This is a genomic window from cyanobacterium endosymbiont of Epithemia turgida isolate EtSB Lake Yunoko (assembly GCF_000829235.1).
Taxonomy (GTDB): domain Bacteria; phylum Cyanobacteriota; class Cyanobacteriia; order Cyanobacteriales; family Microcystaceae; genus Rippkaea.
Window position 1 is genome coordinate 1,908,197 of record NZ_AP012549.1, and the last position, 21,727, is coordinate 1,929,923.

Sequence of the window (21,727 nt, forward strand, 5' to 3'; positions counted from 1 at the left end):
ATATTCTAAATTTAGAGTCTTATTTATTAAATTTATTTAAACATTTGACACCAGAAGTATCAATAAAATAAGTATACCTAATATAGCAAAATTTAATTTGTATATAAAATTTAATGTGATATAGTTCATATTATAATTGTTTTAATAAAATTTTTCTTGTATTTAATAGTATTGTTGCTCACTTTTCATTCAAGCTTTTTATATAAATTTTAGGGGATTGATATTAATAATCAATTTCAAAAAGTCCTGATCAATCTAAAGACTTTTAAATAATTTATATTATTTTTGTTTTTACTATAAATATTTATTATTAATGACTTTTAGATATCTCTTATTAGAGGTGGTTACAAACAGATAGTATAATTAGAGTGAGGTCACTAAGTCAGTCTAAAAAAAATAATTGTTATCCAAGTTTTATCTTGCCCATATTTTAACAATAAATAGCTAACAACTATTCTCTCTTTAGAGAGAATAGTTGTTAGAAACCCTTTAATATACTAGGGTAGGGAAATGGAATAGCTATCTTGAGTAGTCATAAAATTACTAAAACTTTATCTACAATACAAGAGTATTTAGTTAAAAAAATTGATAATTAAACCTCTATTAAATAGAAAGTACTTACAATTATTGCCAATAAAAGAAAAAAATAAGAAACCGTCTATCAATTTTTGAAAAAATGTGAGTACTATTGAGATAAATCCATAGTAAAGTTATATGTTTTATATTTCTTTTTCAACCCGTATTGTAAATAAAACCAATACTTCAGAAGTATTTTTTAATATGTCCTGTTTGAGTTAACTAAATAATGATTTTAGTTTAAATTATTTTTTCCCAAGAGTCTACTATGGCTGGAAATAATCCTAAAATAAAGTTAATTATTAAGACAATAGTAAACTAATGAAAATTAAATTATATGCAAAAATAACTGAAAACTATATTTATGGTCCACTATAAATATAGTTTTCAGTTATTTGAAGTAGGCTATTTGTAATCTTTTTTTTTAGTTTTTAATCGAATATCAACCGGTCTAGTAACTATAATTCCAATAGAATTTTTAACGTTTATAACATAATTTTGTAAATCCTTAGCAAGGGTAATTTGTCCCGCAGGAGAAGCATGAATAAAACCGATATTTCCTTCTATAGTTTTATAAATTAAACCTGTATGGGTAACATCTAAGCCATCAATATTAGTGGCAACACTAATAATATCTCCTGGTTTTAGTTTAGAATAAATTTGCTTTACTTTATAATTAGGGATATAGGTTAAAACTATCTTGTTGATTTTCTTTTCCCTTTCTACAATACATTTATAGTTATTTTGATTGGTTACTAACTTAGGATATAAGATTTTATTTTGACTCATAAAATAAATTTTTTTATCGAATTTAATACCCCCCAACTCCGTCGTAATATTTTTAACACTTCCTCGCTTTTGATTATCATTGATCCAATCTGAAAAGTAATGTAGTCTACTACAATAACCATCAATAAAACCATTAATATAACGTTGCTCTTGTAAATGTTTAGTAAAGTTTCGATATTCCCTATCATTTATAGTAATATTACGAGTAATAGCTAATACAGTTTCTACAAATAAAACACAATCAAATTTTTTGAAGGAAACAAATAATTGTTCTTTTTCAAATTTTTCTAACAAACCTGCTTCATAAGTTGACCCCAAAAATTGTTTTGCAACTTTTTGCATAATTTTTCCTATTGATAATTTGGATAAATCATGATTATTTACTGAATTAACAATACTTTTAAACTGGTTTTCTAATTCAACCTTGTCGAACTTTCTTTTATATAATTGAGCCATCATATCATTTGTTTTATTATTATCAGTATTTTCTAAAACTTGTACTACAAAAAAAATTAAAAAATAAATAATAAGGTTGTGTTATTGTCAAAATAACTATAAACTTTTTTCAAAAAATTAACTAATTTTCTTGGGTTATATAAATAAAAGATGATTAATTAACATCTATTTTTATTGTCATTGTTATTCTGCTATTCTAATTAGTAATAATTCATAAACCCTTGTATGATATTTGCTTTTTTATTTATGTATTTAAAATAGCTCATTAAAAATTTATTCAATATATTCATTAATAATACTTGATTTTTAGATAATACTAAACTTTTTTTAGTGAGAAGGGATTTTAGTAAATTAATTGAGTTTATATTATAAGTTAATTATATTAAATTTACAATCAATATTTATTCATAAAAAAAGTTAATTGAGTTTGGTAAGTATGAGTGAAGAACTTCCTTATGTAAGGATAGATTATAATTAATTTTTCTTATTTAATCAATGAATATAGAATTTTTTAAGTGATAAAATAGTTGATCTTTCTTAAAGAAATTTAAATACTTAAACTCTACCTTAATATTAGTTATTAGCAGCAATTTTAAATTAGATAAATCATACTAAAAACAATGAGTAAGTTAATTAACTATATACTTCACCGGTTACTAAATTCATTGCTTGTTTCATTGAAAGCTTATATCAAGTCTTCTAGAATTTAGGGATTCTTGAGTTTGTAAACATTTCTTAATTTTCGATCAACAGTTTTAAACGGGGTTGAAACCAGGGGGATAAGGAGATAAAACTATGAGTTCTACTCCTACAAATTCCATCAGTTATTTAACTTTTGGAACTTTATGAACGGTAATTATTACACGAATACACAGGATCTTGGGCATAATTGTAGTATCAATATTTCTGTTTTATAGGTTTTTAGTGTTGATTTAAAATTAACTGTCTTTAATCATTTACTCAAAGATGGATATGAAATTATTTTTATTCCTCCTGTCAGTGGGGGGATATACTATCCACAATCTAAATTCCCAATTTCGGATTGAAGTAGAGGCAGGAAGACAGTAAATAAATTATTCTAACTTATGTCTATTTTTTACTTTCAAGATTAGTTCCTCCGTTGTGATAGTAACACCCTTCTTCTAAACTCGTAACCCCAGAAACAGCGATAAACGTTTCGATCAACTCCAAATCATAATAGTCAAGATTATGGTCTAAATTTATTTTTTTATCACCTTGAGATTGATAGGTAAAATTTAGTAGAGATTTAAGTTTATATGTTGTCTCTATAATAAAGTAAAATTGAACCTTTTATTCAGGTATAATATTAACTCTCATAGTATATAATCATTTTTCCTTTGTTTTACTCTATAGAATTACTTTCTATTTTTCGACTTATATATAAATATAACTTACTAGATTATCCACATAGAGTAAGGCGTATTTTTTGATTTTTTAGGTTTTAGGTTTTTTATTTACGATATAGATAAATTTTTATCTTTTATTCTTTTAGCCTAATTTTCATAAAACCTGGCACTGAGCGATAACTTATTTTTGCAAGTCTTTGCTTTTTAGACTTATTTAAGCTCACCTACTTATAAAAAAGTAAAACCAGTTTATTTCTCAAAGAATATTACGATAAATCTGTTAAATTACATCAATTTTTAATAAACTTAGAAGAATATTGGATAGGTATTTAAGATGCAGTTTTCAAGTCTTAATCTCAAGCCAGAGAAGTATTGTTTACCCTAAAATCATACTTTAGAGATCAGGAATCTCCATTGAGCCTTCACTCACTAAAACCGACGATCCTCCAACCTGAATTTCTATGACTTTTCCTTGTTTTTTTTTGGCAATTATCTCCAAAATACTCGGCCTTCCCATCTCAAAACCCTGTTCAACTCTCCAGTTTAAAGTTGCATTAGGAATCTCCTCTCGGATAGCTAAATAGCCTCCTAATGCTGTTGCTGCTGATCCAGTGGCAGGATCTTCCAGAATTCCCATGGAAGGAGCAAACATTCGTGCTCGCAGATCAGATCCTTCCCTTTCAGGATCAAAACAAAAAACGTAGACAGAAGGGGCCCAATGATTCGCTAAAATATGCTGCCAGCAATCACGGTTAAATTGAATATGTCCTAATGCTTCTCGGTTATGAAGGGGAACAAATAAAAAAGGAACCCCACAAGAGACTCCTTGAATAAAATATTTATCGTCTCGAAAATCAGCGATTTTTAACCCTAAAATTGAGACCAATTCCATTACCGAGGGAGAGTTATCATTAAATGTTGGAAGTTGGGCAGCTTTTAATTCTGTATAAACTGGTTTCCCCCTTTCAATTTTTATCGAAACAGATACTAATCCTATCCCTTCTTCTAAAAGAATAGTCTGCTTTTCTTCAGAAATAGAAATCTCTCCAATAAAGCTTAAAACATAGGCAGTTCCTATAGTGGGATGTCCAGCAAAATGAAGTTCGGTTACAGGAGTAAAAATCCTGATTTTTCTGGTTCCTTGGGAAGTTTGAGGAGGAAAAACAAAGACTGTTTCCGAAAGGTTAAATTCTGCGGCAATTTTTTGCATTGTTTGAGTGTTTAACCCTCGGGAATTTGGAAAAACAGCTAACTGATTTCCTCCAAAGATTTGATCAGTAAACACATCAGCTGTATAGAACTTATACTTCATTTTTTTCTAATTATTTCTATTCTATTCAATTAATTGGGATGACTTTAATTATTAAAATATTTCCTGATTTATTAAACTCAATTTAATTCATAAAATACATAATATTTATCAATTTATTTATTAGCTCTTTCCAATCTTCCTTCACTATACTTTAAGTTTTAATAAAGCAGTTCTACTTCCATATAAATAACTCAATGTCGTTCAATAAAAAAAATACATTGAGTTATTTATCAGTCTATTTTTGCTAAAAATTTTGTGATAGTTACTCTAATCCAAAATCTAAAGATTTCTGGGAAATTTTAAAAATCAAATTTGGTAATCTAATATTGGTTAAAAATTTTTTGTACCAGAAATCACTAACTCTATAAAATTTTACTTTTCCAAATTTAATTTACTGTTGTGAATATATCTGCTGAATAAAGATGTATTTGCATTTGCTTATTAACACATATTTAAATTTATTTTTTTGTAGTAACTTTAAAATTATATATTTAATTTTAAGGTTATTTTTAAATTTCAATAAATAGCTTTTTTAGTCTAAGAGTGATTAATGATATATATAATTTTTGTTTTGACTATACTCTATGACTTCAAAATATATAATAACTATTTATTATATATTAAAAATATTGCAAAGCAAGTTTTTGACTTTTGTTTATTATTTATGTTTCTCCCGTTAGTCTAAAAGAGGAATTAAAATAACAAATAAGTAAACTATAAAATGACTCATTCATAAGCTTGATCTGCTATACAAGAAAAAATTCCTTAAGACATTATGGTGATCGCTTTTTATGTTATAAACATATATAACTACTTAATAGATTATTCTTCATTATATCATTAATTTATGCTAAAAGCTGGAATTGTTGGACTTCCTAATGTTGGTAAGTCGACCCTATTTAACGCCTTAGTTGCTAATGCTAAAGCAGACGCAGCAAACTTCCCCTTTTGTACTATTGAACCGAATGTAGGAGTTGTTGCAGTTCCCGATAAACGTTTAGAGGTATTAGGCAAATTATCTAAATCTGAAAAAATTGTTCCCACCCAAATTGAATTTGTGGATATTGCCGGTTTAGTCAAAGGGGCTAGTCAGGGGGAAGGTTTGGGAAATCAATTCTTGGCTAATATACGAGAAGTAGATGCAATTGTCCATGTAGTTCGTTGTTTTGATGATAATGATATTATTCATGTATCGGGTTCAGTTGATCCTACTAGAGATATCGAAGTCATCAACTTGGAATTAGCTTTAGCAGACTTATACCAAACGGAAAAACGCTTAGAACGAGTTCGAAAACAAGTTAAAGGGAAGAAAGAGGAACAAAAAGAAATACCTACCTTAGAGAAGATCATCGCGGCACTTAATGAAGCAGTTGGGGCGCGTTACGTAGACTTAACGGAAGAAGAAGAAGAGTTGATTAAATCCTTGGGATTACTAACAAGAAAACCCATTATTTATGTCGCTAATGTTTCTGAGGATGACCTAGCTACGGGGAATGACTGGGTGAAACAAGTTGAACAAAAAGCTAAAGAGCAAAATACCAAAGTCGTCATTGTTTCTGCTCAGGTAGAATCAGAATTAGTAGAGATTCCTAGTGAAGAAAAAGCCGATTATTTAGAAGCATTAGGAGTAACAGAAGGGGGAATGCAGTCTTTAATTAAAGCCACCTACGAGTTATTACGATTACGAACTTATTTAACCACAGGACCTCAAGAAACTCGCGCTTGGACAATTTACGCTGGGATGAAAGCACCTCAAGCAGCAGGAATCATTCATACTGATTTTGAAAAAGGATTTATTAGGGCTGAAACGGTCGCTTATGACGACCTAGTCACCTGTGGAACTATGACAGTAGCTAAAGAAAAAGGGTTAGTTCGCAGTGAAGGGAAAGAGTATGAGGTTAAAGAAGGAGATGTTTTATTATTTAGATTTAATGTTTAATTATGATATTGAAGAAGGTTAATAATCATTTATGTTACTTCAGACTAAATTATTGATCGCATAATCTACTGGAGATTGTGTTTGAACAACGACAAGAATTTAGGCTACTATACATTATCAGTACGGAACGGGGAGAGCTCGCAACATGACCAAAATATAGACTTCTCAATAAGTGGAGAATAAAAAATATAAGTGAATAGGGTGTAATTTTTAAAAATAATGCATAAGCAGGAGATTTTGCAAGGTTTTGTCCAAAGTTACCAGAGTATACTTCTTTGGGCTCTTTTTTTAAAAATCTGACAGATTCTTCCGTAAGTTAATTTTACTCTTCCCTCTTTTTTTAAAATTTTAGATAGTCCCTGCTTATTATTAAGTTTTTTTATTCTGTTTCTCGAAAAATGTGTCTGGGAATAGTTCTACCCAACAGGCAATTTCTTTAACTTTTTATCCTCTTGTATTGAGACATGAAATTTTGGTTTTTATTCTCGTTCTGGAGAAAGTTTCTAGATGGCAGTCAATTTTGATGGTGTCTGTTTTTCTAATTCTGTTGGACAAATTATTAGAGAAACTAGTATTTAGCGATCGCTCTTTTTCAACTGCTCTTCTATTTGTTTACGCTTATTTGCTCAATGATTATCGATAGACTACTTTTTGCAATCAAACTAATTTTATAATTCACCAGAAGTATCACCGAGAGCTTTCAGCTCTTAACTTTCTCAAATTTTCTGTCAACTGTGCGACGAATTTTCTAGAAATACGTCGCAGTCGCACTACTAATAGCTGAGTTAATCGGCTATGGGGTGAAGTAGATTATAAGAACTGAAAAGAAAGTCAGAGAACTGATGGACGAGAAAAATATCATAAATGAATAATGGTCATGAAAAAATTATTAATCAAGCAGTGGAAGCTGAAAAAGTTTCTTCTGAAAAGAAGTATAAAGAAACTGTTAGAGAGTTATTGACTCAATAACGCAAATATGAAGAAGTAGCAGTTGAAAATAAGATATTGCATCGTGTACTTGAAGAAGTTTAATAGAATCGAATCAATTTAACAACCGGCACAAGGTGGGCAATAACCACCTTATGCCGGTTGTTAAATTGATTCGATTCTATTTTCTATGCCAAGATACCCGGGGCAAGATTTGTTCTTCATCAATCCTACCTTTATACTTCTGAGCGAAGTTCAGCAAAGAATCCAGGAGAGAATCAGACAAGTAATGGGGTTGCAATCCGAGATCAAGTAAATTAGTGTTTTTAGCGTTGAAATAGTGTTCTTCTAATTCGACCCTAGGGTTTTTTAAGTTATTAATCTCCACATTTAACTCTAAGGAGTTACCCGCTTTTTTAACCATTAGGGCTAAATCCATAATACTGAATAATTCAGTAAACTGGTTAAATACTCGGAATTTACCGGCATCAGCCGGATTGGCGACCGCAATCTCTATACAACGTATCGTGTCCCGAATATCCAAAAATCCTCTGGTTTGTCCCCCCTTTCCATAAACCGTCAAAGGATGACCAATAGCTGCTTGAATACAGAAACGATTCAACGCTGTCCCAAACACTCCATCGTAATCAAGGCGGTTAATGAACGTCTCATCCATCTTCGTTTCATCGGTAAGAACGCCGTAAACAACCCCTTGGTTCAAATCAGTCGCTCTTAAGCCCCAAATCTTACAGGCAAAGTGAATATTGTGGCTATCGTGGACTTTACTTAAATGATAGAAACTACCAGGCTGCTTAGGATAGGGTAGTGTATCTTTGCGTCCATTATGTTCGACGGTAATATACCCTTCTTCGATATCAATGTTCGGGGTTCCATATTCTCCCATGGTTCCCAGTTTGACAAGGTGACATTCGGGAAAATCTTCTTTAATTGCGTAGAGGATATTTAAGGTTCCTACTACATTATTCACTTGAGTGAAAACTGCATGTTCACGATCAATCATCGAATAAGGGGCTGATCGCTGTTCTCCAAAATGAATGATCGCCTCTGGTTCAAACTGGCGTATAGTTTTACTCAGGAAACCATAATCAGTAATGTCGCCCACAAACAGATCGATGCCATTCCCCGTCAAATCTTTCCAGCGTTGGACACGTTTTTGAATTGGGGCAATAGGAGTCAAGGTATCTACCCCTAATTTGCTATCCCAATATCGCCGACTCAAATTATCGAGAATCCCAACCTCATATCTTCTGTTGGAAAGATATAATGCAGTTGCCCAACCGCAGTAACCGTCACCGCCAATAACCAGAACTTTCATACTGACTCAATAAATTATTTTGCCAATTTTCGGGAAAAATACCAGATCTTGATGCTTTCTAAACCATTTGATCTTGATAATTTGTGCCTGATACAACAGTTTACCATCTTCTCTGAAGAGTGTTCTTATAGATTGTGTTCATCTCCTAGAAAATTTATTATCTATCAACTTTGAGTGACAGCTCCGATTCTGGGTGTGATGCTTCTCCCTTTAATAGAGGAATAACAGGGAAAAAAGGCTGATGAAGACTAATTAACTGAGCTAAGATTTTCTTTAATTGAGTACGGGAAACAATCGCATCAACAAAGCCATGTTTGAGCAAATACTCAGAGGTTTGGAAGCCTTCCGGGAGTTTTTCTCGTAAAGTTTGTTCAATTACCCGTCGTCCAGCAAAGCCAATGGTTGCTTTGGGTTCAGCTAAAATAATATCCCCTAACATAGCAAAACTTGCCGTGACTCCCCCAGTAGTAGGATGGGTTAACACAGGAATGTACAGTAATTGTTTATCCCTATACAATGCTAGGGCTCCAGCAATTTTCGCCATCTGCATTAAGCTTAACATTCCTTCTTGCATCCGTGCCCCTCCTGAAGCACAGACAATGACAACGGGTAATCGTTCTTGGGTAGCATATTCAACCAAACGACAAAGTTTCTCCCCAACCACTGATCCCATACTTCCCCCCATAAATCGAAAATCCATTACACCGAGAGCTAGGGGTAAACCATCGACTAATCCTGTTCCTGTTTGTACTGCATCAATCAGTCCTGTTTTTTCCTGAGTATCTTTGAGCCGATCACTATAGGCTTTACGATCAAAGAACTTTAGGGGATCAGTGGGTTTTAGATGTTCATTAAGGGATTTCCACGTTCCATCATCGATTAACTGAGCAATCCGTTCGTCACTGTCTACCCGCATATGATGACCACACTCAGTACAAACGAGTTGATTCGCTCGAAGATCTTTCGTATAAGTAAGAACATCACAGGCAACACATTTAGTCCATAATCCATCAGCGATTTCTCGTTCTTGTCTTTTTTGAATAATGGGTTCAGATTTTTCTCGGTTAGCAAACCAGTCTAATAGAGACATATAAATTTCAGTAATTAAATTAACTAATAAAGTTGTGATCTGCCGTAGATTTGATCTTTTTCAGGTAAACTTAATAATAACAAAGCCGTTTTCAATCACACGACTTGAGCGATATATTCTCGATATATCATACACAACTAACATTTTTTGCACATAACCTTCACTGCATTAACACAGCTTTCTAACGATCATTAACAGTACTTACCATAATTCAAGATACAGAGCTTATCTTATCAGGAGTCATTAGTCTTGAGAAGTTAATCTTTAACCCTAACGAAATAATGAGTAGTTGGATATAAATAAACGAGGCTATTTTGGCGTGTGTTTGGCGGGGTTTATAAATAATTTTCTTTTTTTCCCACTTCGGAAAGCATCTTAATCATCCCATTGTTCCAAGTTTGTTTCATCGACAAACTGTTGTGCAAACTGTTTAGGAGAACTATTTTGAATAAATGTCAATCTTCTCCCGTCTTCCGCCCCATTGCTTATAATCCAATCACATATCCCCAACATATAGCTAAAATTGTTCCTAATACCGGGGTTCGTTCCAGGAGAAATAAATAGTTCCCGACGAAAGCTTAATAACCTGAAAACTAAAGCTACCCTCCCTAATAACAGTAAATATTTTCAGCTTGATTAATTCCCAATCATTGTTTCTCCGTGTGTGTCTCCATCATTTACCCCAATTATTTTAACACTACATTATATCCAATATTAATTGGATATAATGACCAAATTTTAGTTCTCCTGGACCTGTAATTTTTTAAAAAATATAAAAAAAAATTATTTTGAATAGGTTTTAAAACCATACTTGTTATTAGTATAACACACCGACAGGTGTTGTATTTTAATTGAATTATGTTGGACTTAACGTTTTTACTTAATTTGTCCTTATGACATTAATGGAGTGAGTGAATAAGGAATAGGAATAATTTTAAAAAAATTAAGTTAATTATTCTAGTTACAATTAATATAATTGAAGATAAAAAAGTTATTATATTGGTGTTGATAGATGTTAATAGTGATAGTAAAATAACTGGAAATTGAAAAAAAAACGTTTTGGGCAAGATAGGAAAGATTAGTATAAGTTTTGGAAACCCATATAAGAGTGTAATCAATAGCAAATAGACTTCATATGACAAAACAAGTTAATGCTTAATTTGCTCATCTAATAAAACGTATTAAATGAGAATTTAAATAGCTTAAAAATGTTGATTTTTAAAAACCACAATATTAAATTTAAATAAAATAACAATTAAAACAGGCTGATAAAACGCCGCGAAGCCTTCTGACAATGTATCAGTTAAAAATAAAAGAGTAGCCCAGAAAAATTACAAGTAAAACTAATATTAGATATCAGTACGATAGTGATTAAATGACTAGTATCGTAACAAAAAACCTTAGAACAATTAGGCATTAGATCACTAGCATCCTATTTAAACTCATAAATAACTCAAGCAAAACAAGTATTAATAATACTAAATTAAAACTAATTAAAAGTAGATGTTATATATTTATATAGTTAAAAATTAGAAATTAACACTTTATTGGTTAATACTAAATAATCAGTTCAGCATAATCTAAATTTTTAACACAGCTCTACAAATTTCTGTCTTTTAGTAGGGAATATTTGCAGTTTATTAACCCCAAATAACTTTAAATCTTAACCCCAACACTAACTTTGATTTCGTTAAAATTCTAAACAAGGTCATGGCACCAAATCAATTGAGGAGATAGTGATTAAGTAACTACTATAAATTAAGTAACCTAATATAGTTTGAGTAAACCTGCCAAGAGATCCCAAAAAACACTAGTCTTGTCACTACTCCTACCAACGAATAATGCGTTTAATATAATAAAAATATGAAACCAACTACAAGGTCTCGATAATTATAATCATTCTAACACTGTAACATTTCCAGATTTTCCTAGTTGATGACAACGACCATAACATTTTGGACAATGGTATGGAGAGTCAAAAAAAGTCTTTCTAGCGAACTATAAATGATAACTTTGATACAACTGTTGAATATAAGTCCCAAAAGCTGAAGATATAATCAGAGCTTATAATAAAGAAATGACGCAGCATTTAGGAGTAGCGATCATGGTCAGAATTATTAAACTTGCTCAATTAACCTCCGAAGAACTTGCTCTCTTGCACCGACGAGCAGAAGTTGATGTCGATCAGATGCTGCCTATTGCTAAGCAGGTAATTGATGCGATCATCGAAACTGGGGATGTCGGAGTGATTAAATATGCCCGTAAGTTCGACTATTCAGAGGCATCGGTAGACAACATTAGGGTGACAGAACTAGAATTTGCTCAAGCACGGGAATTAGTTGAAGCAGACGTTAAAACTGCTATCGAACAGTCGTTTCGCAACATTAAAGCTGTTCATCAAAGGCAAATGCCAGAACCAATACATCTAGCTGAAATTGATACCGGGATTTTTGCAGGAGAAAAAATTACCCCCATTCCTAGGGTAGGATTATATGTTCCTAGAGGTCGTGGGGCGTTTCCTTCAATTATGTTGATGTTGACTATTCCGGCCATGGTAGCAGGGGTAAAAAAGATTGTAGTTTGTACTCCTCCCGATAAACAAGGGAACGTGGAACCCATTTCCCTATTGGTAGCCGAAATGGCTGGGGTTAAGGATGTCTACAAACTTGGTGGAATCCAAGCATTGGGGGCGATTGCCTTGGGCACTGAAACTGTCCCTAAAGTCGATAAACTTATCGGTCCATGCAGCATTTACGGAGCGGCCGCTAAACGAATTTTGGTCGGCAAAGTAGATGTGGGACTTCCTGCAGGACCAAGTGAAAGTATCATCTTAGCTGATGAAACTACCGATCCTCAATTAGCCGCCGTGGACTTATTAATTGAAGCCGAACATGGTTCGGACTCGGCAGCATTATTAGTTACCCACAGTGAAACAGTTGCTCACAAAGCCCAGAAATTTGCCTTAGAATACCTCAAAAAACTTCCTCAATGGCGCAGAGAATTTTGTGAAAATGGATTAGCTTCTTATGGAGGAATTGTATTAACTTCAAGTTTAGAAGAATCAATTCAGTTTATTAATGATTATGCGCCTGAACATTTAGAAGTATTGGTGTCAGATCCCCTCAGTTTACTAGGAAAAATTAATAATGCTGGGGAGATTTTATTAGGGAAATATACTCCCTCTTCGGCGGCTACCTATGCCATTGGCGTTAATGCTGTATTACCCACAGGAGGCTTTGCTCGGTCTTATTCGGCAGTGTCCGTATTTGATTTTGTCAAACGCTCGACAGTAGCTTATTTAACGTCTGAAGGCTTTGACAAAATTAAACAAACCGCCCAAACTTTAGCTAGTTACGAAGAGTTTCCCGCCCACAGAATGGCGGTTGAAGAAAGAAAAAACCTCTTATAAGTCTTGCAAGTCTCAGAACGGACAAGAAACTTAAAGTTAACTCGGACCGGACCGTCAATAAAATCATAACGTTACCCGATCTCGTCTTGATAGAGTAACGCTATTGATTGTAGTTATGTTTTGATCTTGTCACCAAATACTCTAACTTCTGTCAGTACAAACCACTACTACATACCCCGATCCATTTCTACTTCAGTGTTAGGTGCCAAGGGAGGTAAGCTAACATCAGGACGATCCCAATCAATGTCGGTCCTTTCAATGAGGGCTACTTCTCTTAAGTCTAGACGAGAAACCCATGCGGGCATGGCATAATCATAGAGCAACTCGAATTTCTCCACATCATCACTGAGGATAACCCATTTGTTATCAACTATTTTCATGATTACGTCAGAGCCTGCCACTAAAGTTGGCCAGCGCTTAGGGAGACGAGTGGTGATACGCCACACCTCATCATCCCCAATTTGAACATAGGGAGGCGATATAGTTTGGACTTGAGCTACATCACCGGTCACACCCCGGATACGTCCAATAGCATAGTCTTCAAACTTGAACTTAACCCAGTCTTGTTGATAAACTTCGATGGGATCTTCTAGTTCATGACCGCGCAATTGGCTAATCAACATTTCGCCCTTAGTGGGTTCTGCTTGTACAGGAGCAATAGATAAAGCTGAAAGGGCAGCTACTGCTAATCCTGCTAGTAAATGGGAATGTTTAAAAAACATGATAACCTCACTCCAACTAAATTTTATGGGCAAATTATCCGTAGACGCCTATCAGCATAATTCAGTTCCTTAGAATAGACCTCAAAATTTAAAGATAAATTTATAAGTCTTTGGTATCAATTCTGAGATTAACGGACAGTTTGTCTAATCTTTAAGAATTTAGTCTAGTTATGAGGATTTCTAAGCATTGAGAGATATAATAGTTGGCTTTTTCAAAGAAAGTTGAAGCGATGTTACGCCACTAAGGTATTTTCCATGAAAAAAGTACACCATTAGGGGACATTTGAGTGATTTTCTTACGAGAGTTCAATAATTTGTTTTTGTCAGTTTTTTTGTGTTGAATTCTATTGTTTCCTCTTCAATGGTTGCTTCTTGACTAAGTGATAGTTTTCTCTCTCCAAGAGATCTCTTGGAGGGAGAAACTTCAGAAAACTCTCCCGGGGTTTCAGAAATAGCAACAGAGTAGTCTGAGTTTTTCGTCGTTTCTTCTAAAGTTAATCAATAAATAAATGCTCTTCGTCCGAAGGTGTGGTTTCTTTGTTAGAAGGATCGACATCCTGTGCAAGAGCTTCTTTAACTAGAGGTGTAGGAGGGATATCAGCCTTATAGTTAGGATCAACAATAGATCGGGCAAGTTCAGCCGATAATTCTCCACGAACTAATTTAGACAGAGTATCTTGACCGTTAGGTTTATAGGTAATGAGTCTAACTGTATTGTTGAAAGCATTATTAACTATATTTCCTTGTTCATCAAGAAATTCTAATTGGACCCAGTTAGTTCCTTCCTTAAACCCTTGAATATAAATAGCTTTCCATCTATCAACTAAAAAACTTTCCCCGTTAATGGTTACTCTAATACGCCAGTCAACCACTTTATCATCGGCATTTTCTTGTGCTACTAAATGTAACGGGGCATTGGTTAGGTAAAAATCTAACATAATTGGCTGTGCGCCATAAATTCCCCTAGGACGATTGTAGGTGAGGAGGGGAAGAGAGATATCTGGAGCGTTTTCTCCCGTTTTGGTTAGAACATAAAACGTAGTCTGGTCATAGGCTCCATCGTTTTTGAAGCTTTCATGCCAAGGACTTGACGCAAACACCCGCAGTGTATGCGTTCCTGGAGTTAAATTCTCCAAAATAATCGGTTCATCGAGACTGTAAATCGCTTGATAAGGTTCATTGTCGAGAATTAGATGAAGATGGGGTCCAAGTCCTAAGTCAGGGTCTTTAAACAGAGGATAGTCTTTTATATCGAGTTTGACAACGATGTTAGGTTCAGGAAAAACGCGATCATTTTCGGGGCTAATAATGTCAACTTGAGGCTGATATTGGTCTAGGGTTTTGTATAATTCTTGGATAGCGGGTGGAGGGGCTACTTCTGCCAGTTTGTTTGTGACTATAGCTTCATAAGGCGGTTCCAATAAAGATTGGGATGTCTCTAGGCGATCTTTACAGCCAATTAATCCCCAACTAAGGAAGAGTATAAGGAACGATAGACAAAGGGACTTGATGAGTTGTGATTGCATTTTCAACCAAAACACAAGGTTTTCCTCCTTAAACTGCAGCAGTTTATCTGTTAGAACTTGAAATTGTGTTTTTCTTGTATAACTTTAAGATACACACAATATTACATTAATAATTGAATGATAACTCGGTTTTCATATTAACCCTAAAGTTTGATCTCAGTACAAGTTGTTGCTGGTCCTGTGGATGTTGTAATTTTTGCTTAGAATAGGTAATTTAGCTATGGCACTCTATAAACGATATAACTAATAAAACTAGTTAATTTCATATTTTTTGCTCATGCAGTGGATGAAGATTTTAGATATTTCCGTTATTTTAAGGTTCGAATATTAATAATTACAGTAGATAATAATACATCTATAAAAATAGACTTAATACTATTTACAATCTCTACTTAAAACATAAATTTTAGTTAAAACTGAACAAAAATAAGTATACTCTAACTACTTTGTATAACTATTTTAGTAATCAAAATAAAAAAATAACTCTCTGTTTAAGAGATACAGACTTTCCTACTTATTTACAGGTCACCTAATTATTTCAAGGCCTTAAGAAGTCAAAAAAGAACAACAGAGTTGAATCACATCTTATTTAGTTGATTTTTATTCATACTTGAGTACCCTTCTCTTTTAAAACAGAAAGAACATATTAATGTATAATTAATAGATGCTCAGTTAAAAACTATAAGTCTTGATAGAAGTTTATTGTTAGATGCTTTCGTTCAATTTTTAAGGTTATCTTCCAACGATTTGATAGTTAAAACAACTTAGGCAAAGCCGCAAAAAAAGTCTATTTTAAAAAAAAAATAAAAGATATCAACTAAAGTGACATAAATTAAACTTTAATTACTTAAATGACGTAATATAAAATTTTACTAAAAGTTGATTTAAAGCTCTCTATCTATATGCTGACTCGTTATCAATAACAACTAATTCATATAAATAAATCTGCTATGAAGGCTTCTTTTTATATAAGATATAGATCGATTATCGTCTTTACTTTTATTCGTTTCGATCCTCATACCTTTTTTAAAAAAAAATTAGATAATTGTTGGCTGTCATGAATCATTTAATTATTTTCCGAAAGCTATTCAAAATACCTTATATCTTCTTCCTCTCAAGGTTTTTTATTTAAACTTTTCAAATAATTCTACCATTCTTTTGTTCTTTACTTAAATCATCCATCTATAAATTTCTTTTTTAACTGTATTTTTTAAAATATTTACCCAATCTGTAATTTATTTAATTTTCTATCCTCCCGCATTTAAACATAATATTGATGCTCCTGGTATGAAGGGCATTCTTGAATCGCTCTTTTCTAACTACTTTTCTATTTTTTACTTATTTAATCTCACCTAATTAAGAGACAACTTATTCGTATTTTAACTTAGATATTGAGGATAATAGCAGCATTCTTAGATTTCAATTCCCCCCAAAATAGTAACCATCATGAGGGGATAGAATAATGACAAACGTAAACAATTAATTAAACCGTACGTTCATCAATAACCTTATCAATTAGACCATATCCCTTAGCTTCTTCTGCTGACATATAATAATCTCGGTCTGTGTCTTTCTCTATTTTCTCAAGAGTTTGTTGAGTTTCACTTGCTAAAATTTGATTGAGTTGACGACGAATTCGCAAGATTTCATTGGCTTCAATTTCAATATCTGTAGCTTGTCGTCTTCCTGTTCCCCCCATGGGTTGGTGTATCATAATGCGAGCATGGGGAAGGGCTAAACGTTTTCCTGAAGTTCCGGAAGCTAATAAAAACGCTCCCATCGAAGCGGCTAATCCAACACAAATGGTAATCACATCAGATTTAATGTATTTCATTGTGTCGTAAATAGCCATACCTGCGGTGACGGACCCACCGGGAGAGTTGATATACAAATAAATTGGTTTACCAGAATCTTCTGAATCGAGGTATAACAAAAAGGCGACGATGCGATTCGCTAAGCTGTCGGTCACTTCCTGACCGAGAAAAACAATTCTTTCCTGACTTAAACGGGTATAAATGTCAATCCACCGTTCGTATTGACTACCAGGAAGACGATACGGAACACTAGGAACACCAAGAGGCATAAGCGATTAATTAAAAGGTAAAGGTGAACAACAATTGACTAAACAGTAGCTAAAGGTTTAGGCAATTCTTTAGAACTTTCTAAGACTCGGTCAATTAAGCCATATTCTTTCGCGGACTGAGGGGTTAAATAGAAAGTACGATCAGTATCTTTGGAGATTTTCTCTACAGGTTGCCCCGTATTTTTAGAAAAAATCTCTAACATGGTTTGTTTATTAGACAACACTTCTTTCGCCCGAATTTGAATATCGGTAGCCTGACCCTTAGCTCCTGAGCGGTTTTGATTGAGAACAATGGTAGAGTGGGGGAGACTTGCTCGACAACCTTTAGTTCCTGCTGAGAGGATCATCGCTGCCGTTCCCATGGCTTGGCCAATACAAATGGTGTGGATGGGAGGTTTAACATAATTCATGGTATCGCAAATGGCAAAGGCTTCTGTCTCAAAACCAATAGCATCTCCTGTATACCAAGAAGTACCCGTAGAGTTGATGTAAAAGTAAATAGGCTTATCTGGATCATCAAACTGTAAATACAACAGTTCAGCAATAATCAATTGAGTGACATCAATTCCGACTTGTTGTTTTACGTCATCAGAAGAAAATAGAGGCATTCCCAGATAAATAATACGTTCTCTTAGTATTAAGGATTCTAAATCTGGGGGAGGTGTTCGGAAGTTAATGTCTCCGTAGTAATCAGATTGAACGGCTTTGATCTCCATTGGTTAATTGTTAGTTTTGTATTTTAATAGTCCTATTGCTTGGGATACATAACACCACGCATGAAGATGAGGGAGTAGCTAAAAGTAATAAACTTATATGGAATATCTAAGCCTTTTGCCCTTTGCCTGACCCGTAGTGGTATTATGGCTTCCGCTTTTGATTCTAACTTACTTCAGGGATAGACCGTCGTTGAACTCACTTTATTTTAAAAATATTAGCTTGAAATATAATAAATTATATAAAATATAGACAATAATTTTTATCACTTCTATGAGTTTTTATAGATTAATTTTGTATGTAATTTAGACTCACAATAGAATATTAATTTTTGTATCAAATCCTAATTTAGAAAACAATTACTGCTCAAAAATTATAAGCTAATTTTTAAAAAATCAGAAAACCCTGTTGATACTGATAAGTAAAGTAAGTTTTAAGTAAGTAAAAGTTTTTTTGAAAAATCTATCAATAGATGTCATACACACCAGCTTAATTAACAATTTTCTCTAGAACGACAACAATAGCAACAATGTTATTCCTCAATATAAAAAGAATATAAAATTACAAAAATTGCAGGTTGAAAGCAATATAAAATTAATTATGATTTCTTAGATGTAGAGTACAAAATTGTTTTTTGACAAGTTTGTTTATAACTATTGAATAAAAAAATACACATTTATCTTAAATGGTAGCTGGTTTCAATGGGTAAGTCTATACTAACGGTAGTAATTTAATCAATCAATTATGGTTTTATCAGAGTTGCTAAATCAATTTTTTTATTGATAGTTGTATTAAATACAATAGTATTTAAATACTATTGTATACGCAGATATTATTTACTTTAAACAGCAGATTTACAGTAACTTATGAATACAAAATTAAAGGAATAAAATACGAATTCTTCTCCTATTATATATTTCATCAGTTCTCTATCTTTTGTTGCTTTATTAGCTGATCAATTATCTATAACCATACAAGCCTCTAGCTAGCCACAGTTATAGGATTAGTATTTTTGTTGCATAAGTAAAAATATCTTCTTTATTTGTGTATCGTTTAAAAGTAAGAGCGAACAAAAACTTGATGTAGAGAGCAATATTATTGACATAATCTTTTGTCCTCAATTATCAAGATATTTTTTTTCTATAAGCTCGGTTTTCTTTGGTTGCTCCGGCATAGTGATAAGTTATGGTTATATAGACTCTGGTTTTGTCAGTAAAAACTTAAATATGAAAGTTATAATTGTCTAAATATTATTCTATATTTATATCTCAAAATTCTATCCCTATATATGTAAGTTTTCAGGATATAAATAATTGTAAAATACATTATATGTGTCGACTATTTTTTTAAAAAAAATCTGCTATATTATGATTACAGAAGTTATGCCTGGGACATAACCATACGAAATAAAAATAGGGACTAAGTGCAATACTGCTGGAAAACACATTAGACACAAATTTGATAAAATAACAGTAGAAGCTTGCTATGCTTATTCTAGCATTTGAAGAAAAGCCAAATAATTTGATAAATTTTATCAAATTATTTGGTTACTCTGGACTTGGTGTTATGGAAATTTAGCTTTGCAGGTTAACCATTATCTTGTCTTATATCACTAACTATGAAACTATGATCGAAGATCTGCGGCAGTCTTTTGAGAAGTAGCTAAGTCAGAAGTTAAAATGTCTTTTTTATTTCCTTGTTTTTTTCTCTTCCAATTACTAATCTTGGGTTTAAAATTAACTGAGTTAGTGTAATTTCTATTAGTCACATGAAAAAACAACCCATTAAACCCTTTTATTTTGATATTACAGAAGATGAAATTGAGTTTTTTGCCGAACAATCTAAAACAATTCTGAAATCCGGTAGACTAGTCTTAGGGAAAAATACCTTAGAATTTGAAAAAGCCTTTGCTAGATATGTGGGGACAAAATACGCGATTGCTGTTAATAGTGGTTCTTCAGGATTAGAAATTCTCCTGCGTATCAAAAAAGCTGAAAACACTACGTTATTAGTTCCGACCAATACTAATTTCGCCACTGTCGCTGCTGTCCTTCGTATAGGGGGACAGGTTCAATACCTCGATATGGACGAAACAACCTTTGCCCCATCTTTACAGATGGTACAAGAGGCTATAAAAAAAGGGGCAACTCCTAAGATTTCTGGGATACTTTGGGTGCATATTGGTGGAGTTATTTCTCCAGAATTTCCTCGTATTGTTGAATATTGTCGTCAAAAAGGACTATTTATCCTTGAGGATACAGCCCACGCTCATGGAAGTCAAATTAATGGGGTGAAGGCAGGAAATTTAGGAGATGGCGCGGCGTTTTCGTTTTTTCCTACAAAAGTAATGACAACTTTTGAAGGGGGAATGATCACTCTCAATGATGAGAAAGAAGATTATATTGCGCGATCGTTACGAAACCAAGGGAAACGGGGAATGGACTTTGGAGGATTACATACAGATTTTGGCAATAGTACCCGTATGACAGAAATTCACGCGGTTTTAGGTCGAATTCACCTGGCTAAATTACCCCAAATGTTAGCTAAACGGCAAAAATGTTATCAGTTAATTACTGCCTTTTTACGAGAAGTAGGACTAAAATTTGTGTCTACAGATCACATGGATAATGCCAGTCAATATAAATTAATTGTTCATGTTCCTAGTGGAAAAACAGCTCAGGAAATTAAGACCGCATTAGCCGAAGAAAATATCTTTTTAGGAGGAACAGTTTACGAAATTCCCTGTCATTTACAACCAATTTTTAAAGGAGTTTGTGACGGTCAAAGTTTCCCTTGTGCTGAATATTGGTGTCCTAAGCATATTTGTCCCCCGTTAACGTCAGGAATGACAGAACAAGAAGCTCAAGTTGTAGGAGAAGCATTAGTTAAACAGTTAATTTAGTAGATCAACTATAATCTTCTAGGTAGAATGGGTTACGATACGAGGAAAAGTATTAGTCTTTACAAAGAACTCATTTCTAACCCACCTCCTAATAGATAGTTATTTTCTTATTATAAGTATTGGGCAACACATCTAAAATAAATTCTCTTAAGCTTTTTTTATCACTACAATTAGTATTGCGAGTTATAAAATAATCTGTAGGTGCTGCTATTTGCACTACCATTATGTCTGCTTCCATTTTTTATATATTAAAGACCTTAATTTATATATGAAAAGAACAAGTAATTAACAAAACTTGCTAAGTCTTTAATTGCTCCAAAATCATCTTAATATTAATCGGATTTTGATAAGTATTGAAAAGATTGGGTTTTCGAATAATTACTGAGGAAGGCACTCTCAACATCTGTAATTATTCTGTCATATCTTTATATCTATACCAACTATTATCTGATTAAGCTATTGTGCCAGACTGATTGCTTATACTTAAATCATCTCAAAAATATTCTTTTTATGGTCAAAATAGGTTAGCCTCGCTTCAGGCTATTCTTTTACAACTATTGTAGTCTTGATTTTTGGCGG

General features: G+C 33.0%; 12 protein-coding genes. 3 read left to right on the forward strand and 9 right to left on the reverse strand.

Features of this window, described 5'->3' with window-relative positions:
* Nucleotides 1–981 precede the first annotated feature (981 nt).
* Nucleotides 982–1,824 carry an N-acetylmuramoyl-L-alanine amidase-like domain-containing protein gene (locus tag ETSB_RS05845; protein WP_084220205.1) on the reverse strand — a complete coding sequence of 281 codons (843 nt, stop codon included), beginning with the start codon at nucleotides 1,822–1,824 and terminating at the stop codon, nucleotides 982–984.
* A 1,758-nt stretch (nucleotides 1,825–3,582) separates the two neighbouring features.
* A complete protein-coding gene (locus ETSB_RS05850; protein WP_044106873.1) occupies nucleotides 3,583–4,500 on the reverse strand; it encodes a PhzF family phenazine biosynthesis protein in 918 nt (305 codons plus the stop codon).
* 847 nt (nucleotides 4,501–5,347) lie between these two features.
* Between ETSB_RS05850 and ychF the strand changes: the two genes are divergently transcribed.
* On the forward strand, nucleotides 5,348–6,439 hold the full coding sequence (gene ychF / locus ETSB_RS05855; protein WP_044106874.1) for a redox-regulated ATPase YchF: 1,092 nt from the start codon (nucleotides 5,348–5,350) through the stop codon (nucleotides 6,437–6,439).
* Between the two features lie 1,108 nt (nucleotides 6,440–7,547).
* Here the strand turns inward: ychF and ETSB_RS05865 are convergent.
* The 3 genes from ETSB_RS05865 to ETSB_RS09985 form a co-directional block, all read right to left on the reverse strand.
* Nucleotides 7,548–8,702 (reverse strand): NAD-dependent epimerase/dehydratase family protein, encoded by a 1,155-nt coding sequence (locus ETSB_RS05865; protein WP_044106877.1) that lies wholly within the window; start codon nucleotides 8,700–8,702, stop codon nucleotides 7,548–7,550.
* Nucleotides 8,703–8,859: 157 nt separating this feature from the next.
* Nucleotides 8,860–9,792: an acetyl-CoA carboxylase, carboxyltransferase subunit beta gene (gene accD / locus ETSB_RS05870; protein WP_044106878.1), complete on the reverse strand. Its 933-nt coding sequence runs from the start codon at nucleotides 9,790–9,792 to the stop codon at nucleotides 8,860–8,862.
* A gap of 375 nt (nucleotides 9,793–10,167) precedes the next feature.
* Nucleotides 10,168–10,305: a hypothetical protein gene (locus ETSB_RS09985; protein ID WP_171816421.1), complete on the reverse strand. Its 138-nt coding sequence runs from the start codon at nucleotides 10,303–10,305 to the stop codon at nucleotides 10,168–10,170.
* A 1,591-nt stretch (nucleotides 10,306–11,896) separates the two neighbouring features.
* Between ETSB_RS09985 and hisD the strand changes: the two genes are divergently transcribed.
* Nucleotides 11,897–13,201: a histidinol dehydrogenase gene (hisD, locus tag ETSB_RS05875; RefSeq protein ID WP_044106879.1), complete on the forward strand. Its 1,305-nt coding sequence runs from the start codon at nucleotides 11,897–11,899 to the stop codon at nucleotides 13,199–13,201.
* Nucleotides 13,202–13,368: 167 nt separating this feature from the next.
* Here the strand turns inward: hisD and ETSB_RS05880 are convergent, their stop codons facing one another.
* From ETSB_RS05880 to ETSB_RS05895, 4 genes are all read right to left on the reverse strand, one after another.
* On the reverse strand, nucleotides 13,369–13,923 hold the full coding sequence (locus ETSB_RS05880) for a hypothetical protein (protein ID WP_044106880.1): 555 nt from the start codon (nucleotides 13,921–13,923) through the stop codon (nucleotides 13,369–13,371).
* A gap of 494 nt (nucleotides 13,924–14,417) precedes the next feature.
* Nucleotides 14,418–15,449: a hypothetical protein gene (locus ETSB_RS05885; protein WP_408643732.1), complete on the reverse strand. Its 1,032-nt coding sequence runs from the start codon at nucleotides 15,447–15,449 to the stop codon at nucleotides 14,418–14,420.
* A 1,483-nt stretch (nucleotides 15,450–16,932) separates the two neighbouring features.
* Entirely contained in the window at nucleotides 16,933–17,532 is a 600-nt protein-coding gene (locus ETSB_RS05890) for an ATP-dependent Clp protease proteolytic subunit (RefSeq protein ID WP_044106882.1), read from the reverse strand.
* 38 nt (nucleotides 17,533–17,570) lie between these two features.
* Nucleotides 17,571–18,248 (reverse strand): ATP-dependent Clp protease proteolytic subunit, encoded by a 678-nt coding sequence (locus ETSB_RS05895; protein ID WP_044106883.1) that lies wholly within the window; start codon nucleotides 18,246–18,248, stop codon nucleotides 17,571–17,573.
* A gap of 1,766 nt (nucleotides 18,249–20,014) precedes the next feature.
* On the opposite strand from ETSB_RS05895, the gene ETSB_RS05900 reads away from it, so the two are divergent.
* On the forward strand, nucleotides 20,015–21,148 hold the full coding sequence (locus ETSB_RS05900) for a DegT/DnrJ/EryC1/StrS family aminotransferase (protein ID WP_044106884.1): 1,134 nt from the start codon (nucleotides 20,015–20,017) through the stop codon (nucleotides 21,146–21,148).
* Nucleotides 21,149–21,727 lie beyond the last annotated feature (579 nt).

Coding starts and splice junctions, on each gene's coding strand:
- ETSB_RS05845 (WP_084220205.1), bottom strand. CDS start 1,824: ATGATGGCTCAATTATATAAAAGAAAGTTCGACAAGGTTGAATTAGAA.
- ETSB_RS05850 (WP_044106873.1), bottom strand. CDS start 4,500: ATGAAGTATAAGTTCTATACAGCTGATGTGTTTACTGATCAAATCTTT.
- ychF (WP_044106874.1), top strand. CDS start 5,348: ATGCTAAAAGCTGGAATTGTTGGACTTCCTAATGTTGGTAAGTCGACC.
- ETSB_RS05865 (WP_044106877.1), bottom strand. CDS start 8,702: ATGAAAGTTCTGGTTATTGGCGGTGACGGTTACTGCGGTTGGGCAACT.
- accD (WP_044106878.1), bottom strand. CDS start 9,792: ATGTCTCTATTAGACTGGTTTGCTAACCGAGAAAAATCTGAACCCATT.
- ETSB_RS09985 (WP_171816421.1), bottom strand. CDS start 10,305: ATGTTGGGGATATGTGATTGGATTATAAGCAATGGGGCGGAAGACGGG.
- hisD (WP_044106879.1), top strand. CDS start 11,897: ATGGTCAGAATTATTAAACTTGCTCAATTAACCTCCGAAGAACTTGCT.
- ETSB_RS05880 (WP_044106880.1), bottom strand. CDS start 13,923: ATGTTTTTTAAACATTCCCATTTACTAGCAGGATTAGCAGTAGCTGCC.
- ETSB_RS05885 (WP_408643732.1), bottom strand. CDS start 15,449: ATGCAATCACAACTCATCAAGTCCCTTTGTCTATCGTTCCTTATACTC.
- ETSB_RS05890 (WP_044106882.1), bottom strand. CDS start 17,532: ATGCCTCTTGGTGTTCCTAGTGTTCCGTATCGTCTTCCTGGTAGTCAA.
- ETSB_RS05895 (WP_044106883.1), bottom strand. CDS start 18,248: ATGGAGATCAAAGCCGTTCAATCTGATTACTACGGAGACATTAACTTC.
- ETSB_RS05900 (WP_044106884.1), top strand. CDS start 20,015: ATGAAAAAACAACCCATTAAACCCTTTTATTTTGATATTACAGAAGAT.